The organism is Spirillospora sp. CA-128828, assembly GCF_050945415.1.
Lineage (GTDB): Bacteria > Actinomycetota > Actinomycetes > Streptosporangiales > Streptosporangiaceae > Spirillospora.
This window is the reverse complement of the sequence record NZ_CP191986.1, coordinates 5051643-5066722: the sequence shown is the minus strand read 5'-3', so window position 1 is coordinate 5066722 and position 15080 is coordinate 5051643. Positions and strand designations below refer to the sequence as shown.

13 protein-coding genes are annotated in these 15080 nt (G+C 74.2%); 8 read left to right on the top strand and 5 right to left on the bottom strand.

Annotation, left to right across the window (positions count from 1 at the left end; all coding sequences use genetic code 11):
- Positions 1-101 precede the first annotated feature (101 nt).
- Positions 102-314, top strand: a complete 213-nt coding sequence (locus tag ACQPXG_RS24850) for a helix-turn-helix domain-containing protein (RefSeq protein ID WP_021596738.1) — start codon at positions 102-104, stop codon at positions 312-314.
- 145 nt (positions 315-459) lie between these two features.
- Positions 460-1278 (top strand): enoyl-CoA hydratase/isomerase family protein, encoded by an 819-nt coding sequence (locus ACQPXG_RS24845; RefSeq protein WP_433461511.1) that lies wholly within the window; start codon positions 460-462, stop codon positions 1276-1278.
- Between the two features lie 46 nt (positions 1279-1324).
- Here ACQPXG_RS24845 and ACQPXG_RS24840 read toward each other — a convergent pair whose 3' ends face one another.
- Positions 1325-3253, bottom strand: coding sequence for a Xaa-Pro dipeptidyl-peptidase (locus ACQPXG_RS24840; protein WP_433461510.1), 1929 nt, complete (start codon positions 3251-3253; stop codon positions 1325-1327).
- Positions 3254-3434: 181 nt separating this feature from the next.
- Here ACQPXG_RS24840 and ACQPXG_RS24835 point away from each other — a divergent pair, with 181 nt between their 5' ends.
- Entirely contained in the window at positions 3435-5384 is a 1950-nt protein-coding gene (locus tag ACQPXG_RS24835; protein ID WP_433470044.1) for an ABC transporter ATP-binding protein, read from the top strand.
- 7 nt (positions 5385-5391) lie between these two features.
- On the opposite strand, the gene ACQPXG_RS24830 is transcribed toward ACQPXG_RS24835, so the two are convergent.
- Positions 5392-6360: a sulfotransferase family protein gene (locus tag ACQPXG_RS24830; protein WP_433461509.1), complete on the bottom strand. Its 969-nt coding sequence runs from the start codon at positions 6358-6360 to the stop codon at positions 5392-5394.
- Positions 6361-6515: 155 nt separating this feature from the next.
- Here ACQPXG_RS24830 and ACQPXG_RS24825 point away from each other — a divergent pair, with 155 nt between their 5' ends.
- From ACQPXG_RS24825 to ACQPXG_RS24810, 4 genes are all read left to right on the top strand, one after another.
- The gene (locus tag ACQPXG_RS24825) at positions 6516-7271 is read left to right on the top strand and encodes an SIR2 family NAD-dependent protein deacylase (protein ID WP_433470043.1); all 756 of its coding nucleotides are present in this window, start codon (positions 6516-6518) and stop codon (positions 7269-7271) included.
- 88 nt (positions 7272-7359) lie between these two features.
- A complete protein-coding gene (locus ACQPXG_RS24820; RefSeq protein ID WP_433461508.1) occupies positions 7360-8469 on the top strand; it encodes a S66 peptidase family protein in 1110 nt (369 codons plus the stop codon).
- The gene (locus ACQPXG_RS24815; RefSeq protein ID WP_433461507.1) at positions 8466-9356 is read left to right on the top strand and encodes a hypothetical protein; all 891 of its coding nucleotides are present in this window, start codon (positions 8466-8468) and stop codon (positions 9354-9356) included. Before ACQPXG_RS24820 ends, ACQPXG_RS24815 begins: the two co-directional genes overlap by 4 nt.
- A 106-nt stretch (positions 9357-9462) precedes the next feature.
- Entirely contained in the window at positions 9463-10590 is a 1128-nt protein-coding gene (locus ACQPXG_RS24810; protein ID WP_433461506.1) for a glycerate kinase, read from the top strand.
- Here the strand turns inward: ACQPXG_RS24810 and ACQPXG_RS24805 are convergent.
- Positions 10587-11213: a YczE/YyaS/YitT family protein gene (locus tag ACQPXG_RS24805; protein ID WP_433461505.1), complete on the bottom strand. Its 627-nt coding sequence runs from the start codon at positions 11211-11213 to the stop codon at positions 10587-10589. The two genes, ACQPXG_RS24810 and ACQPXG_RS24805, sit on opposite strands and share 4 nt — an antisense overlap.
- 94 nt (positions 11214-11307) lie before the next feature.
- Between ACQPXG_RS24805 and ACQPXG_RS24800 the strand changes: the two genes are divergently transcribed.
- Positions 11308-12777, top strand: a complete 1470-nt coding sequence (locus ACQPXG_RS24800) for a PLP-dependent aminotransferase family protein (protein ID WP_433461504.1) — start codon at positions 11308-11310, stop codon at positions 12775-12777.
- A gap of 38 nt (positions 12778-12815) precedes the next feature.
- Here the strand turns inward: ACQPXG_RS24800 and ACQPXG_RS24795 are convergent, their stop codons facing one another.
- Positions 12816-13250, bottom strand: a complete 435-nt coding sequence (locus ACQPXG_RS24795) for a CBS domain-containing protein (RefSeq protein WP_433461503.1) — start codon at positions 13248-13250, stop codon at positions 12816-12818.
- 189 nt (positions 13251-13439) lie between these two features.
- Positions 13440-15053 (bottom strand): phytoene desaturase family protein, encoded by a 1614-nt coding sequence (locus tag ACQPXG_RS24790; RefSeq protein WP_433461502.1) that lies wholly within the window; start codon positions 15051-15053, stop codon positions 13440-13442.
- Positions 15054-15080 lie beyond the last annotated feature (27 nt).

Genomic DNA, 15080 nt, shown 5'->3' with positions numbered 1-15080 from the left:
CCGCAGATCTTTTCTGGCCGAGTGGGTAGCCGAACCGGCGGGAATGACTGATCATGGCGGGGGATAACGCAGCGGTCACCACATCACTACGGGAGGTACTCGTGGCCGAGACCCTTAAGAAGGGCACCCGCGTGACCGGTGCCGAGCGCGACAAGCTCGCGGCGGACCTCAAGAAGAGGTACGACTCCGGCGAGAGCATCCGCGCCCTGGCAGCCGCCACCGGCCGCTCGTACGGTTTCATCCACCGGATTCTGACCGAGTCCGGCGTCAACCTGCGCGGTCGCGGTGGCGCGACCCGGGGCAAGAAGTCCTGAACGGACAACGGCCCCCGGATGAGCGCACCGCCTGACCCGGCGCCGCGACCGGCCGAGTAAGGTTCGGTCGCGGCGGCGGACAGGTTCCGGGTCCCGCCCCGTGGACGGCGGGGCGGGCCCGGTTCGCTCATCGAGAGGAAGACCCATGGGGGACGCGACGGCGGCCGGACGGCCGGAAACGGCCACGGGCCCTGCGGCGGAGTCCGCCCGGCCCGGCCTGGAGCAGGCGGGCCTCCGGCTCGATGTGGACGGCGCGGTCGCGACCGTCACCCTGAACCGGCCCGAGCGGCGCAACGCCATGACGTTCACGACCTGGCGCGGGCTCGCCGAGATCGGGCGCTCCCTGCCCGCGGACGTGCGCGTCGTCGTCCTGCGGGGCGCGGGCCCGTCGTTCTCGGCGGGGATCGACCTCGGCATGTTCTCCGGCGGCGGCGAGGGCTTCGCCGACGGCGCCGACGCCGAGGGCACCGACCGCTTCATCGCCGAGCTGCAGGAGGGCTACACCTGGCTCCGGCGCCCCGATATCGTCACCGTCGCGGCCGTGCACGGCCACGCCATCGGCGCCGGCTTCCAGCTCGCGCTGGCCTGCGACATCCGCGTGATCGCCGACGACGCGAAGTTCTGCATGAAGGAGCCCGCGCTCGGGCTCGTCCCCGACCTGACCGGCACCAAGCCGCTCGTGGAGGTCGTGGGCATCGGGCGCGCCCTGGAGCTGTGCCTCACCGCCCGCACGGTCCTCGCGGACGAGGCGGCCCGGATCGGCCTCGCCGAGACCGTGGTCCCGCGCGACGGCCTCGACGGCGCCGTCCGCGACCTGGTGGACGCCCTGCTCGCGGTGAACCCCGGTGCGGCGGTGGCGACCAAGCGGCTGCTGTGGCAGGCCGCCGAGAACACCCTGGACGAGCAGTGCGCCGCCGAGCGCCGCGAGCAGATCGGCCGTCTCCGCGAACTCTTCGGCACGTGACCGGCGCCCGCCCGGGGCGAGGTTCTCGCCCCGGGCGTAGCCGCTTCTACCGGAGGGCCTTCCGGCCGCCGCTTGCCAGCGGCAGCAGGACCCTGCTGACGCCCGGCTGCACGGTGACCTCGGTTCCGGCCGGGTAGCGGAGCGTGTAGTCGTAGTCGGTCGACAGCAGGATCACGCCGAGCCGGTGGCCGGCCTTCACCACGTAGTCGGTGGGTTCGAGGTTCCACCGGAACCCGTACGTCCGGCCCGGCTCTACCGGCTCGGTCCGGCTGAAGTCGTGCCGGTTCCGCGCGTCCAGCCACCCCCGCGTGATGATCTTGTAGGGGGCGGTTTCGGTCGCGAGCGCCTGCCTGATCGTGCAGCCGGAGTCGCCGGGCACGCTCTGGCCGTAGCAGACCTCCTGGCCGGTGTTGACGCGGGCGCCCGTCGGGCGGGTGTCGGTGCCGTAGTCGACCAGCAGCGCGGTCAGGTACGGCGACCTGCCGTCGAGCGAGGCCCGCAGGGACACCGACGGGACGCCGTCCACGCGGACGGGCTCGGGCAGCGGCTCCGTCAGATAGGCGAGCCGGTTCGGATCGGCCTGGTCCTCGTTGGCGAGGAGCTGCTCGGCGGTGCGTGTCTTTCCGGCGTCGGTGAAGGACTGCGCCGCGCCGTGCCGCGGCCGGAGACCGAGGGTGCCCGGCTGCCCGGACGGGCCCGCGTTCAGTCCGAGCGGGACGGTGCGGGTGCCGGGAACCGGCCAGTCCTTCGCCGTCTCCCATGTCCCGTCGGCGTGCTCGACGTCGACCCGCGGCGCCTTCTCGATCCCGTTGCGGATGCCGTACAGGTACCGGTCGAACCAGTGCAGCGTCTGCCGCAGCCACTCCTCGACCCGCCAGCGGAACGGCGTCGAGTGGTTGCCCTGGTGCAGCCACAGCTTGCGCGGCACCCCCTCCTCCTTGAGGGCGTTCCACCACTGCACCGAGTTCTTGATCTTGACGTTCCAGTCGTTGAGCCCGTGCACGACCATGACGGCGGCGCGCACCCTCCGCGCCTGGCCGACGTAGTCGCGGTCGGCCCACACCTTGGAGTAGTCGCCGGTCTCGCGGTCCTGGGCCGCCTCGATGTCGTCGATGACCTTCGCGCAGACCTCCGGGTTCTTCCGGGTCAGCACCGCCTTGGCCAGGACGTCCAGGTCCTCGCCCTGGAAACCGCCGGGCGCGACCACGCCGCCGCCCGCGCGGTAGTAGTCGTACCAGCTGGAGATCCCGGCGATCGGGACGATGGCCTTCAGGCCCTCCACGCCGGTGGCGGCGGCCATGTTCGGCAGCGTCCCGTCGTAGGACTGGCCGATCATGCCGACGTTCCCGGTGGACCAGGTCGCCCGCACCGGCGCGCCGTCCGGCGCCCAGCCGCGGGCGCGGCCGTTCAGCCAGTCCACTGCGGCCCTGGCGCCCGCCTGCTCGCTGCGGTCGCCGGAGGTCGGGCAGCCGGTCGAGCCGCCCGTCCCGATGCTGTCGAGGTCGGCGACGGCGTACCCGCGCGGCAGGAAGTAGTTGTCGTAGTAGCCGGGGAAGATCTCGGCGAGGTTCCGCTTCGTGCCGGTCAGCGAGCGGGCCCGCGCGTCGCCGATGTCGACCGGATGGTTCGGGACGTCCTTGATGCCGGCCCAGTACGGGCTGGGCTCCAGGATCGTCGGCACCTTGAGCCCGGCGGTGCCGGTCTCCTTGGGGCGCATGATCCGCATCTGCACGCGGTCCCGCACGCCGTCGCGGTCGCTGTCGGCCGTCGTCTCGATGTTCACGGTCTGGGTGACGGCGTCGGCGCGGGAGAACACCGGCTGCGTCTCGCCGTCCTCCACCGTGACCCGGTGAGCGCCGGGTGAGCGGGGTCCGGGCCTCGCCGGCCCGGCCGCGACCGCGGGCAGTGCGGTGGTGGCGACGAGCGCGGCGGTGAGGGTGATCACGCCGGCCCCGCCCGTGCGGCGTCTTCTCATGGGGGCTCCTGGGGGATGTGAGCCTGGGGGTGAAGATCACGGTTACACCCGCCGGGCGGGTTGTCCAGAGGCGTTTACGCCGTGAGCGGAGCCGGGAAGCCCGGCGGCCGGAGACGCGTTGTGTCGGCCGGATACTGAGATGCTTACTTGATTACGTCGACGTTCGGAGGCGCTCGTGGGAATGCCGGGAATGCCGGGCAACGGCTGGCAGGTGATGGCCTCGTTCCGCAGGGACGGCTCCGTCACCCGGCAGAAGCTCAAGCCCGGCACCGTGGGGCGGATCGCGGGCTACGCCCGTCCCTACGTCCGCGAGCTGGTGCTGTTCCTGGCGCTGAACTCGCTGTCGGCGCTGATCGTCGTCGCCAACCCGCTGCTGCTGAAGGGGATCATCGACCGCGGCATCGTGCCGGGCCGGCAGAACATCGTCATCTGGCTCGCCGCCGCCGTCGCCGGGCTCGCCCTGGTGGAGGCCGTGCTCGGCCTCGTGCAGCGCTGGTACTCGGCGCGCATCGGCGAGGGGCTCATCTACGACCTGCGCAGCCAGGTGTTCGCGCACGTCCAGCGGCAGCCGGTCGCGTTCTTCATGCGAGCGCAGACGGGCTCGCTCGTCAGCCGCCTCAACAATGACGTCATCGGCGCGCAGCGCGCCCTCACCACCACCCTGTCGTCGGTGGTGTCCAACGTGATCAGCCTGATCCTGGTGGTGGTCACGATGCTGGTGCTGTCGTGGCAGGTCACGCTGATCGCCCTGCTGCTGCTCCCGATCTTCATCCTGCCGGCCAAGTGGGTCGGCAAACGGCTGCAGCGGGTGAGCCGCGAGCAGATGGTGCTGGACGCCGAGATGGGCTCGCTCATGACCGAGCGGTTCAACGTCGCCGGCGCGATGCTCGCCAAGCTGTACGGGCGGCCCGCCGAGGAGGAGGAGAACTTCTCCGGCCGCGCCGCCCGCGTCCGTGACATCGGGGTGGTCGCGGCCATGTACGGGCGGGTCTTCTTCACCGCGCTGACGCTGGTAGCCGCGCTCGCCACCGCCATGGTCTATGGCGTCGGCGGCTACCTGGCCGTGGACGGCACCCTCGAGCTCGGCACGCTCGTCGCGCTCGCCACCCTGCTGACCCGGATGTACGGGCCGCTGACCGCGCTGTCCAACGTCCACGTGGACGTGATGACCGCGCTCGTCAGCTTCGACCGCGTCTTCGAGGTGCTCGACCTCAAGCCGCTGATCCGCGATCGCGAGGACGCCCGGGAGCTGGCGGAGGCCCGGGCGCCGTCCGGAAACGGCGCCGCGCCCGCGCTGTCGAAGGCGCCCTCGATCGAGTTCGACCACGTCCGGTTCGCCTACCCGGCGGCGGACGAGGTGTCGCTGGCCTCGCTGGAGTCGATCGCCCGCACCGACACCGCGCCCAGCCGGGAGGTTCTGCACGACGTCGACTTCACCGCCCGCCCGGGCCAGCTCGTCGCGCTCGTGGGCCCGTCCGGCGCGGGCAAGTCGACGATCACGCACCTGGTGTCGCGGCTGTACGACGTGTCCGGCGGCGCGGTCCGGATCGGCGGCGCCGACGTCCGCGACGTCACGCTCGAATCGCTGCGCGCCGAGATCGGCGTCGTCAGCCAGGACGCGCACCTGTTCCACGACTCGATCCGCGAGAACATGCGCTACGCCAGTCCCGGCGCCTCCGACGAGGAGATCCTGGCGGCGCTGGAGGCCGCGCACATCGGCGACCTCGTCGCCGACATGCCCGAGGGCCTGGACACGGTCGTCGGCGACCGCGGCTACCGGCTGTCGGGCGGCGAGAAGCAGCGGCTCGCGATCGCCCGGCTGCTGCTCAAGGCGCCGTCGGTGGTCGTCCTGGACGAGGCGACCGCCCACCTGGACTCCGAGTCCGAGGCGGCCGTCCAGCGGGCGCTGCGGACCGCCCTCGCCGGGCGGACGTCCCTGGTGATCGCGCACCGGCTGTCGACGATCCGGGAGGCCGACCAGATCCTGGTGATCGAGGGCGGCCGCGTCGCCGAGCGCGGCCGGCACGAGGAGCTGCTGCTGGAGGGCGGCCTGTACGCCGAGCTGTACCGCACCCAGTTCTCCCGCCAGCGGGACGAAGACCGGGAGACCGAGCCGCTCGGCGCCGAGTAGCGGCCGCTCAGGCGTCGGAGCCGAGCCGGTACCCGAGCCGCCGCAGCTCGGTGCCGGCGACCTTCTCGACCTGCGCGGCCTGCCGCGGGGTGAGGCGTTCGCGCCACACCCCGACGTCCGGCTCGCCGGCGTCCCGCGCCCCGGCCCGCACCAGACCCGAGAACGCCGTCTTGGACAGCGGCGCGTCCAGGTACTCCGACAGATCGGCACCGACGCGCCGTGGCCTGGAGACGAGCTCTTCGTAACGGACGGTGAACAGCTGCTCTTCCGGAACCTGCTGGCGCAGCTTGGCGCTGAGCCGCACCGAGCCGCGCCACCGCAGCGCGCACTTGACGGCGGGCGCCGCGCGCGGCCACCGGTTCCGGTCGGTGTGGTCCTCGACGCCGAAGAACGGGTTGGGGAAGACCGTGTCGAGGTTGGCGAGGCCGGGCTTGAACCAGGCCAGGCAGCGCTCGTCGTCCAGCATGTCGGCGACCGCGTCCCGGCCGTCCCGGATCACCTGGACGAGCTGGGCGTCGGGGAAGGCGTCCAACAGCACGTCGGCGCTGTAGATCAGGTCGGGGGAGGCGTCGGCGAAGCGGGCGAGCCCGTTCGGCTCCACGCACGGTTCCCGCAGGTCGGCCTCCTGCGCCGGCCGGTCCGGCGGGCCGGGCGGGCGCGGCGGAAGGCCGCCCAGCTCGCGGCACTCGTCCGGGCACTGCGCGCAGGCCCGCGCCGAGACCTGCCACGCCTCGGCGTAGGCGTCCCGCAGCACCCGCGCGGCGCCCTTCCCGCGCTCGTTCGCGATGGAGGGCTGCCTGGCGAACGCGTAGGTGACCCGCAGGACGCCGTGCCGGCCGGTGGTCAGATGGAAGCCGGGGGAGCGCTTGACCGCACGCGCGAGGAGCTCCGCACCCGAGTGCGGAGCGCCCAGGATGAACACCGGGCGGCGGACCTTGGTGCCGTTGATCACCAGGATGTGCGGCGTCGATCTCATACCGGGCCAAGTTTGTCACCTTTTGAGGCCCGGCCGGTCCGTGACCCTCCGTAAGGAGCCGCCCGATACCCATCCGTTAGCCGCCGAGTACCGGTCCGTCATCCGGGACCGGGGCGGGCCGCCCTGGACCTACCATGTGGAGGGTGGACGCTCCCATGACGCTCGCCGAACTTCTGCCGAAGGCCGAGTCGATCACGGTACTCACCGGCGCCGGGATCTCCACCGACAGCGGGATCCCCGACTTCCGCGGCCCGCAGGGCGTCTGGACGAAGGACCCCTCGGCCGAGGCGATGTCCACGATCGGCGCCTACCTGGCCGACCCGGAGGTGCGCCGCCGGTCCTGGCGGGCCCGCCGCGACCACCCGGTCTGGCGCGCCGAGCCGAACGCCGCGCACGCCGCCCTGGTCGAGCTGGAGCGGGCGGGACGGCTCCGCGCCCTGATCACCCAGAACATCGACGGCCTGCACCAGCGCGCCGGATCGTCGGCGGACGCGGTCATCGAGATCCACGGGACGGTGCGGGAGGCCGTGTGCCTCACCTGCGAACTGCGCACCCCCATGACCGAGATCCTCGCCCGCGTCGACGCCGGCGAGGGCGACCCGCCCTGCGCCGACTGCGGCGGCGTCCAGAAGTCGGCGACGATCTCCTTCGGCCAGGCCCTCGACCGGGACGTCCTGGACGCGGCGATCGCCGCGGCCCGGTCCTGCGACCTGTTCCTCGCGGTCGGCACGTCGCTGACCGTGCAGCCCGCCGCCGGGCTGTGCCTGGAGGCGGTCGACCACGGCGCCCGCCTGGTGATCATCAACGCGGAGGAGACGCCCTACGACGGGCTGGCCGACGCGGTGCTGCGCCGGCCGATCGGCGAGACGCTGCCGCGCCTCGCCGGGCTCGTCCTCGGCACGGGGCGGTGATCTGTTTGCGGGTCGTGACCGGTCGCCCCTTCCGCTGGCGTCCGGATCCTGACAAGCTCTATCCGTCGCGGTGCGAGGAGGGATCGGGTTGAACAGCGGGGGCGCCCGCGCGGAGGCGGCCGACGGGCCGTCCGACGCGCCCGCCGTCGGCATGCCCGGCGGCGCGGGGCGCGCGCGAAAGGCCCGCAGGTACGGGCGGTTGCGGCCCGGCGATCGTGTCGCGGTGGTCGCGCCAAGCGGCCCCGCCGAGCCCGCCCGGCTGGAGGCGGGCTGCGCCGTGCTGCGCGACCTCGGCCTTGACGTGGTGGTCGGAAAGCACGCTTTGGACCGTGTCAACCTCGGCCCTTCCGGGCCGGTGCGCGCCGACTGGCACCGGCTGGCGGGAGGCGACGCCGACCGGGCCGCCGATCTCCAGGCCGCCTGGTGCGACCCGCGGGTCCGCGCGGTCGTCTGCGCGCGGGGCGGCTACGGCGCCACGCGTGTCCTGGACCGTCTCGACTGGGACGCCCTGCACGCGGCGACGGAGGCGTCGGACGCCTCCCGCGGCGGCCCGAAGATCCTGCACGGCTCCAGCGACATCACCGCCCTGCACACCGCGTTCGGAACGCGCCTGGGCGTCACCACGTCCTTCGGCCCCATGCCGGCCGGCGTCATCGCCGATTTGGACCCGGCCGCGCCGGACGACTCTCTGGACGGCCTCCGCGCGGCCCTGTTCGGCGGTCCGGTGACCTTGCCGGGCACGCACTCCCTGCGGCCCGGACGCGCCGAAGGCCCGCTCACCGGCGGCACCCTCTCGCTCCTGACGGCGGTGCTCGGCACCCCGTACGCGCCGCCGCCCGCCGCCGGCCGCATCGTCTTCCTCGAAGACGTGACCGAGGCGCCCTACCGGATCGACCGGATGCTGGTCCAGCTCCTCCAGGCGGGCTGGTTCGACGGCGCGGCCGGCGTGGCGCTCGGCACCTGGAAGGACTGCGGCGACCCCGCCGAGCTCGACTCGGTGTTCGCCGTGCGGCTCGGCCCGCTCGGCGTCCCGGTCCTGGCGGGCCTCCCCGCCGGGCACGGCCCGCGCCAGCACACCCTGGAACTCGGCGCCCCCGCCGTGCTGCACGCCCCCGACCCCGCAAGCACAGATCCGCACCCCGCCGTGCCGGACCCCGGCGCGCTCACCTTCGAAGCGCCCCCAGGAGGTGCGCGATGAGCGGCCGCCACGCCCGTCCCGAACCGTGGGACGACGGGACCCTCGACTCACTGCTCGTCCTCGTCGCCGAGAGTCTCGGCTACACCTGCAGCCCCGCGCCCGGCGAGGTGATGCTGCTGGAGGGCGCCAACCGGCTGCACGTCAGCCTGCGCGACCTGCGGCAGCTCGCCCGGCTCGTGCCGCGCGACGACTGGCCCGCGCTGGTCTCCGACCACGTCACCACGATCGTCACCGCGGTCGAGGAGCCCCTCGACCTCAGCGACTTCGACCTCGCCCAGCATCTGCTGCGCACCCGCATCTACCCGGTGGAGGCCGACAACGGCGTCCTCGCGGCCCGGCCGTTCGCGCCCGGGCTGATCGAGGTCGTGGTGGTCGACACCCCCACGACCGTCCGGACGGTCACCACCGAGGAGATGAACGGCTGGCCGGTGTCCGGCGACGCGCTGTTCATGCTCGGCCGCTCCAACGTCCGCGCCGACGGGCCGCTCCAGCTGGACGAGCAGGACCTCGGCGGCGTCCGCGTCTCGGTCCTGCACGGCTGGACTTTCTACGCCGTCACCCACCTGGCGTGGCTGGAGGAGTACCTGTCGATCGGCCCGTACGGCGCGCTGGTCATCGCCCCCAACCGCAGCCTCATCGTCGCGCACCCGCTCAAGATCGCCGAAGCCTGTCCGCGGGCCCGTTACCGCGAGGCCGTGGCGGCCGCCACCGAGCTTCACGCGCAGGCTCACCGCGCGTACGAGGAGGGGCCCGGATCGCTGAGCCCGCACCTGTACTGGTGGCGCGCCGGTGAGCTGACCTACCTCGAAACCCGTTACGAGGGCGACACCCTGGTCCTGCCCGAGGAGTTCGCCTCGGTCCTCGCGACGCTCGCGGCAGAACGATGACCGCAGTGGAGCTCCGGCGGAGCGAGGATCGTCGTTCTGCCGTCCTTCGGGGGGCTGGGGGTCGTCCCCCAGTTCTGAACAGAGCGATGACCGTGGCGGAGTGCTGATGCGGATCGTCGTCGCGCCCGACTCGTTCAAGGGCAGCCTGTCCGCGGCGGCGGTGTGCGCCGCCGTCGAGGCGGGCGCCCGGCGCGCCGTGCCGGACGCCGAGGTGGTCGCGGTCCCGATGGCCGACGGCGGCGAGGGCACCCTCGACTGCTTCCTCAGCGCCCGGGCCGGCGACGCGATCGAGGTCGCCGCCACCGACCCGCTGGGACGTCCGGTCAAGGCGCGCTACGCCCTGTCCGGGGACGGGCGGTCCGCGGTGGTGGAACTGGCCGCGGCGTCCGGCCTGCCGCTGGTCGAGGACGTCCCGCCCGACCCGATGAACGCCGCCACCACCGGCACCGGCGAGCTGATCGCCGACGCGGTGCGGCGCGGAGCCCGCGACGTCCTCGTCTGCATCGGCGGCAGCGCCAGCACCGACGGCGGCGCCGGGCTGCTGCGCGCGCTCGGCGTCCGCTTCCTGGACGACCGCGGCGCCGAACTGCCGCCGGGCGGGGCGGCGCTCGCCCGGCTCGCGTCGATCGACGACTCAGGGGTGCCCGGCGAGGTGCGCGCGACCCGGTTCCGGGTCGCCTGCGACGTGACCAACCCCCTGGTCGGGCCGGACGGCGCCGCCGCCGTGTTCGGCCCGCAGAAGGGCGCGTCCCCCGGCCAGGTGGCGGAGCTGGACGCCGCCCTCACCGTCTTCGCCGACGTCGTGGCCGCGCACGGCGGGGTCCGGGTCCACGACCTGCCCGGCGCGGGCGCGGCGGGCGGCACCTGCGGCGGGCTCGCCGGCCTGCTCGGCGCGGAGCCGGCCGGCGGCGCGCTCCTTGTCGCCGAGGCCGTCGGCCTCCCGGCCGCGCTGGCCGGAGCGGACCTGGTCATCACGGGGGAGGGCCGCGTCGACGGGCAGAGCGCCGCCGGCAAGGTCGTCTCCGCCGTCGCGACGTTCGCCCGGGAGCGGGGGACGCCGTGCGTCGCCCTCGCCGGCGGCGTCGCGGGGCCGCTGGACGAACTGCACGCGCTCGGGCTGACCGCCGCGTTCAGCCTCGCCGACGGCCCGCGGACGCTCGCCGAGCTGAAGGCGGACGCCGCGCCCCTGCTCACCGCGCTCGCGGAGCAGGCCGTCCGCCTCTTCCGCCGCTAGGCGGCGCAGACGGGCTCCGGTTCCGGCGCGGGCTCCGGGGCACGGGGCTTGATCGTCAGCGCCGGCAGCAGGACGTGGGTGAGCGGCCCGATCGCGACGGCGTACAGGACGGTCCCGACGCCGACGGTGCCGCCCAGCAGCCAGCCGGTGGCGAGCACGGTCAGCTCGATCGCCGTCCGGACCACGCGGATCGAGTGGCCCCGCGCGGCGAGGCCGGTCATCAGCCCGTCGCGCGGCCCGGGGCCGAGACCCGCGCCGATGTAGCAGCCGGTGGCGAAGCCGCCCACGAGGACGGCGGCGATCAGGTAGGCCCAGCGTGCCGCGAGCGCGCCGGGGTCCGGCAGCAGCCAGAGGAACAGGTCGGCGAACGCGCCGACGAGCACGACGTTGCTGACCGTCCCGATCCCGGGCCGCTGCCGGAGCGGAATCCAGGCGAGCATCACGACCGCGCCGGCGATGATGATCCACATGCCGATCGACAGTCCGAGACGCCGGGAGAGGCCCTGGTGGAAGACGTCCCACGGGTCGTTGCCGAGGCCGGACGACACCTGGAGGGCGATCCCGAGCCCGTACAAGGCCAATCCAACATAGAGCTGCACCAGACGGCGCGCCATCAAGGCCATTATCGCGCTCCAACCCACTAGTGGCCATCGTTCCAGGTCATTCTCCGGACAAGTGGCCTGGCATTTGCAGGGCCAATATGCGAAAGTGGCTTGTATGAGTACGCGTTACGTGAGCGGCCCGCATCTCGCCCGGCTGCTGGGCGACGTGTCACGGGAGCGGCCCGTCTACGCGGCGCTGGCCCGGTCGGTGCGCGGCCTCGTCCTGGACGGCCGGCTCGCGCTGCGGACCCGGCTGCCCGCCGAGCGCGACCTTGCCGCCGCCCTCGGCGTCAGCCGCACCACCGTCACGACCGCCTACGACCGGCTCCGCGACGAGGGCTACATCGAGAGCCGGCAGGGTGCGGGAAGCTGGACGGCGCTGCCCCCGGTCCGCATGTCGGCGGCCGACCCGGCCACCGCGGCCCAGGCCGGCCACCGGTTCGGCAGGGCCCACCCCGCGCCCGACGACCCGTCCTTCATCGACCTCGGCTGCGCCACCCCCGGCGCACCCGCGATCTTCGGCGAGGCCGTCGCCGCGGCCGTCGACGAGCTGCCCCGCTACAGCTCCGGCCCCGGTTACGAGCCCGCCGGGCTGGCGAGCCTGCGGCAGGTCATCGCGGACGGCTACGCGGCCCGCGGCGTCCCCACGCGCGCCGACCAGATCGTCGTCACCACCGGCGCGCAGCACGCGTTCACTCTGCTGTCGGAGCTGCTCATCGAGGCGGGCGACGCCGTCATGGTCGAGCGCCCCACCTACCCGCACGCGCTCGGCGCGCTCCGCCGCCGCGGCGCCCGGCTCGTCCCGGTCGGCGTCAACGAGGGCTGGGACGTCGAGCTCGCCGCGGGCGCCATGCGGCAGGCCGCGGTCCGGATGGCGTACACGATCCCCGACTTCCACAACCCGACCGGCCACCTGATGTCCGCGGACGACCGGGCCGCGCTCGTCGACGCCGGGCGGCGCGCCGACGCGTTCCTCGTCTGCGACGAGACGTTCGCCGACCTCGCCCACGACCCCGAGGCGCCGCGCGAGCCGCCGCTCGCGTCCTACGACGCCGGCGGGCGGGTCGTCACGATCGGGTCGGCGTCCAAGCTGCTGTGGGGCGGGCTGCGGATCGGCTGGATCCGCACCACCGCGCCGCTGGCCCGCCGCCTGGTGCTCGCCCGCGAGCCGTTCGACATGGCGAGCCCGGTGCTGGACCAGCTGATCGTCCGGGAGCTGCTGCTGCGGGTGGAGGAGGTCCGCGCCGAGCGTGCCGAGAGCCTGCTGCGCGGCCGCGACGCGCTCGCCGCGGCGCTGCGCGAGCTGCTGCCCGGCTGGGAGTTCCGGCTGCCCGCGGGCGGCATGTCGCTGTGGGCGCGGATCGGCGCGCCCGTCGCGTCGCGGCTCACCGAGGCGTCCGAGCGGCTCGGCGTCCGGGTGGTCGCCGGCCCGGTGTTCGGCGCGGACGGCGTCCTGGAGGACTATCTCCGGCTGCCGTACGTGCTGCCGCCGGACACGCTGCGCCTGGCGGCCGAGCGGCTGGCTCTCGCCTGCCGTGAGGTCGAGGCGGCGCCCGCCGCCCGGCCACTGCCCGCCTACGTCTGACCGGTGCTGGGTCTGACCGGTGCTACGTCTGACCGGGGCTACGGGGCGCGCTGGATGTAGTCGACCAGGTGTTCCCGTTCGCTCTCCAGCTCGTCGATGGCGCTCTTGACGACGTCGCCGATGCTGACGATCCCGGCGAGCCGGCCGTCCGCGACGACGGGCGCGTGCCGGAAGCGGTGCTCGGTCATGACGCGGCGCAGGTCCTCCACCCGGTCGCCGGGTCCGCAGCTGCGGACCTCGGCGGTCATGATGTCGGAGACGGGATGGTCCAGCAGCGCGGCGCCGTGCTCGTGCAGCCGCCGCACCACGTCCCGCTCGGAGACGATGCCGGCGATGGACGTGCCGTCGGGCGAGACCACCACCGCTCCGATGTTGTGCTCCGCCAGGATGGCGAGCAGCTGCCGCACGGTGGCCTCGGGCCGCACCGTGGCCACCGCGTCTCCCTTCCTCCGCAGAATGTCGCGAATCCGCATGCCTCACGCTCCGGTGCCGGTTTCGGACCCGTGGGACGACGGCCGCCGGGGGCGGGGCCGGTCGCCGGGCTTGTTCCTGCAAAGGTCGCATGTTCCGGCGTCCGGGGAAACCCCGAGCCGGTAAACGTCGGAAACGTCCGTCCGTATTCAAGCCGCGGATCGGGAGGACCGACGCGAACGCGCTGCGCGTCAGGGGGCGACGAGACGGGTCAGCGCGTTGAGGGCGGGGGTGAGCAGGCGCCCCGCGGGGCCGGCGTGGGCCAGCGCGGCGCGCGCGGCGTTGGCGCCGCACGCGCCGTGGACGCCGCCGCCGGGATGCGCGGACGCGGAGGCCAGGTAGAGCCCCGCGACCGGGGTCTCGGCGCGTCCGAGACCGGGCACGGGGCGGAACACGAGCTGCTGGTGGATCATCGCCGTGCCGCCGTTGAGCGCGCCGTTCCGCAGGCCGGCGTTGTGCGCCTCGAACGCGGGCGGCGCGACGACGCGGCGGGCGACGACGCGGGACCGGAATCCCGGCGCGTAGCGCTCCACGACGTCCTCGACCCGGTCCGCCATGACCGCCTGTTCGCGTTCGTCCCAGACGCCGGTGATGCCGCCGGGCCCGGCGTCGGCCTTCACCCGCTGGGGGACGTGGGTGTAGGCCCAGGCCGACTCGGTTCCGGCGGGGGACCGGGCGGGGTCGGCCGTCGTCATCTGGCCGAGGAGCGTGAACGGCTCGGACGGGACCCGGCCGGTGGCGAGGTGGCCGCTGTGGCCGGTCAGCTCGTCCAGGCCGGGGGACAGGTGGACGGTCCCGGCGCGTCCGGCGCCGGGCGACGCCCAGGGGATCGGGCCCGACAGCGCCCAGTCGACCTTGAAGGTGGCGGGGTCCCAGGTGAAGCGCCGCATGTCCGCGCGGAGCGAGGAGGGCAGGTCGGCCCACGGGACCAGACCGCCGTAGAGGGCGGGAGCGGGGACGTCCGCGAGCACCGCCCTGGCGGCGCGCACCGGTTCACCGGACGCGGTGCGGACGCCGAGCGCGCGCCCGTTCCGGACGACGACCGACGTCACCGGGGTGCCGCAGCGGACACGTCCGCCGCGGGACTCCAGCCGCCGCACCAGCGCCGCCGTCAGTTCGGCCGCGCCGCCCTCGGGGACCGGCCACCCGTGCCGCTGGCCGAGCATGGCGAGGAGCCAGCCGAACAGCGACCCGGCCGGCGACTCGGGGGACAGGTCGGTGTGCAGCGCGGACCCGGCGAGCAGCAGCGGGCCGCCGGGTCCGCCGAACTCCTGTTCACCGAGTGTGCGGACCGGCGCCAGCAGCGAGCGCAGGACGCGGAGGCCGCCCGCGCGGCGCGCCGACGCCGCCAGCGGAAGCGCGGCCCGGACCGGCGGGAACGGGGTGAACAGGGCGCGCAGGACGTCCTCTCCCATCTCCTCCCACAGGCCGTACAGCCGCAGCCATGCCTCGCCGTCGCCCTTCCCCAGCGCGTCGAGGCCGGCGGCCGTCGCTTCCGGGTCGCGTTCGAGGAGGGCGCAGCGTCCGTCGGGGAGCGGATGGGCGAGGACGGCGGGAGCGTGCCGCCAGCGCAGCCCGTGCCGTTCGAGATCCAGCGCCCGCATCGCCGGCGACGCGACGCCGAGGGGGTAGAACGCGCTGCACAGATCGCTGACGTAGTCGGGATGGACGCCGCGGTCGCTGCGGACGGCGCCGCCCGGCTCCGGCTGCGCTTCGAGGACCTCTACGTCCCAGCCCGCGTCGGCCAGCACGTTGGCGGCGACGAGCCCGTTCGGTCCCGCGCCGATGACCACGGCGTCGGCCATGTGGCATCGCCTCCCCGGTGATCACCC

Bases quoted from the DNA above. Each gene is read 5' to 3' on its own strand.
- ACQPXG_RS24800 (WP_433461504.1), top strand. From the start codon at position 11,308: ATGAGTACGCGTTACGTGAGCGGCCCGCATCTCGCCCGGCTGCTGGGC.
- ACQPXG_RS24805 (WP_433461505.1), bottom strand. From the start codon at position 11,213: ATGGCCTTGATGGCGCGCCGTCTGGTGCAGCTCTATGTTGGATTGGCC.
- ACQPXG_RS24795 (WP_433461503.1), bottom strand. From the start codon at position 13,250: ATGCGGATTCGCGACATTCTGCGGAGGAAGGGAGACGCGGTGGCCACG.
- ACQPXG_RS24830 (WP_433461509.1), bottom strand. From the start codon at position 6,360: ATGAGATCGACGCCGCACATCCTGGTGATCAACGGCACCAAGGTCCGC.
- ACQPXG_RS24810 (WP_433461506.1), top strand. From the start codon at position 9,463: ATGCGGATCGTCGTCGCGCCCGACTCGTTCAAGGGCAGCCTGTCCGCG.
- ACQPXG_RS24840 (WP_433461510.1), bottom strand. From the start codon at position 3,253: ATGAGAAGACGCCGCACGGGCGGGGCCGGCGTGATCACCCTCACCGCC.
- ACQPXG_RS24835 (WP_433470044.1), top strand. From the start codon at position 3,435: ATGCCGGGAATGCCGGGCAACGGCTGGCAGGTGATGGCCTCGTTCCGC.
- ACQPXG_RS24825 (WP_433470043.1), top strand. From the start codon at position 6,516: ATGACGCTCGCCGAACTTCTGCCGAAGGCCGAGTCGATCACGGTACTC.
- ACQPXG_RS24815 (WP_433461507.1), top strand. From the start codon at position 8,466: ATGAGCGGCCGCCACGCCCGTCCCGAACCGTGGGACGACGGGACCCTC.
- ACQPXG_RS24845 (WP_433461511.1), top strand. From the start codon at position 460: ATGGGGGACGCGACGGCGGCCGGACGGCCGGAAACGGCCACGGGCCCT.
- ACQPXG_RS24790 (WP_433461502.1), bottom strand. From the start codon at position 15,053: ATGGCCGACGCCGTGGTCATCGGCGCGGGACCGAACGGGCTCGTCGCC.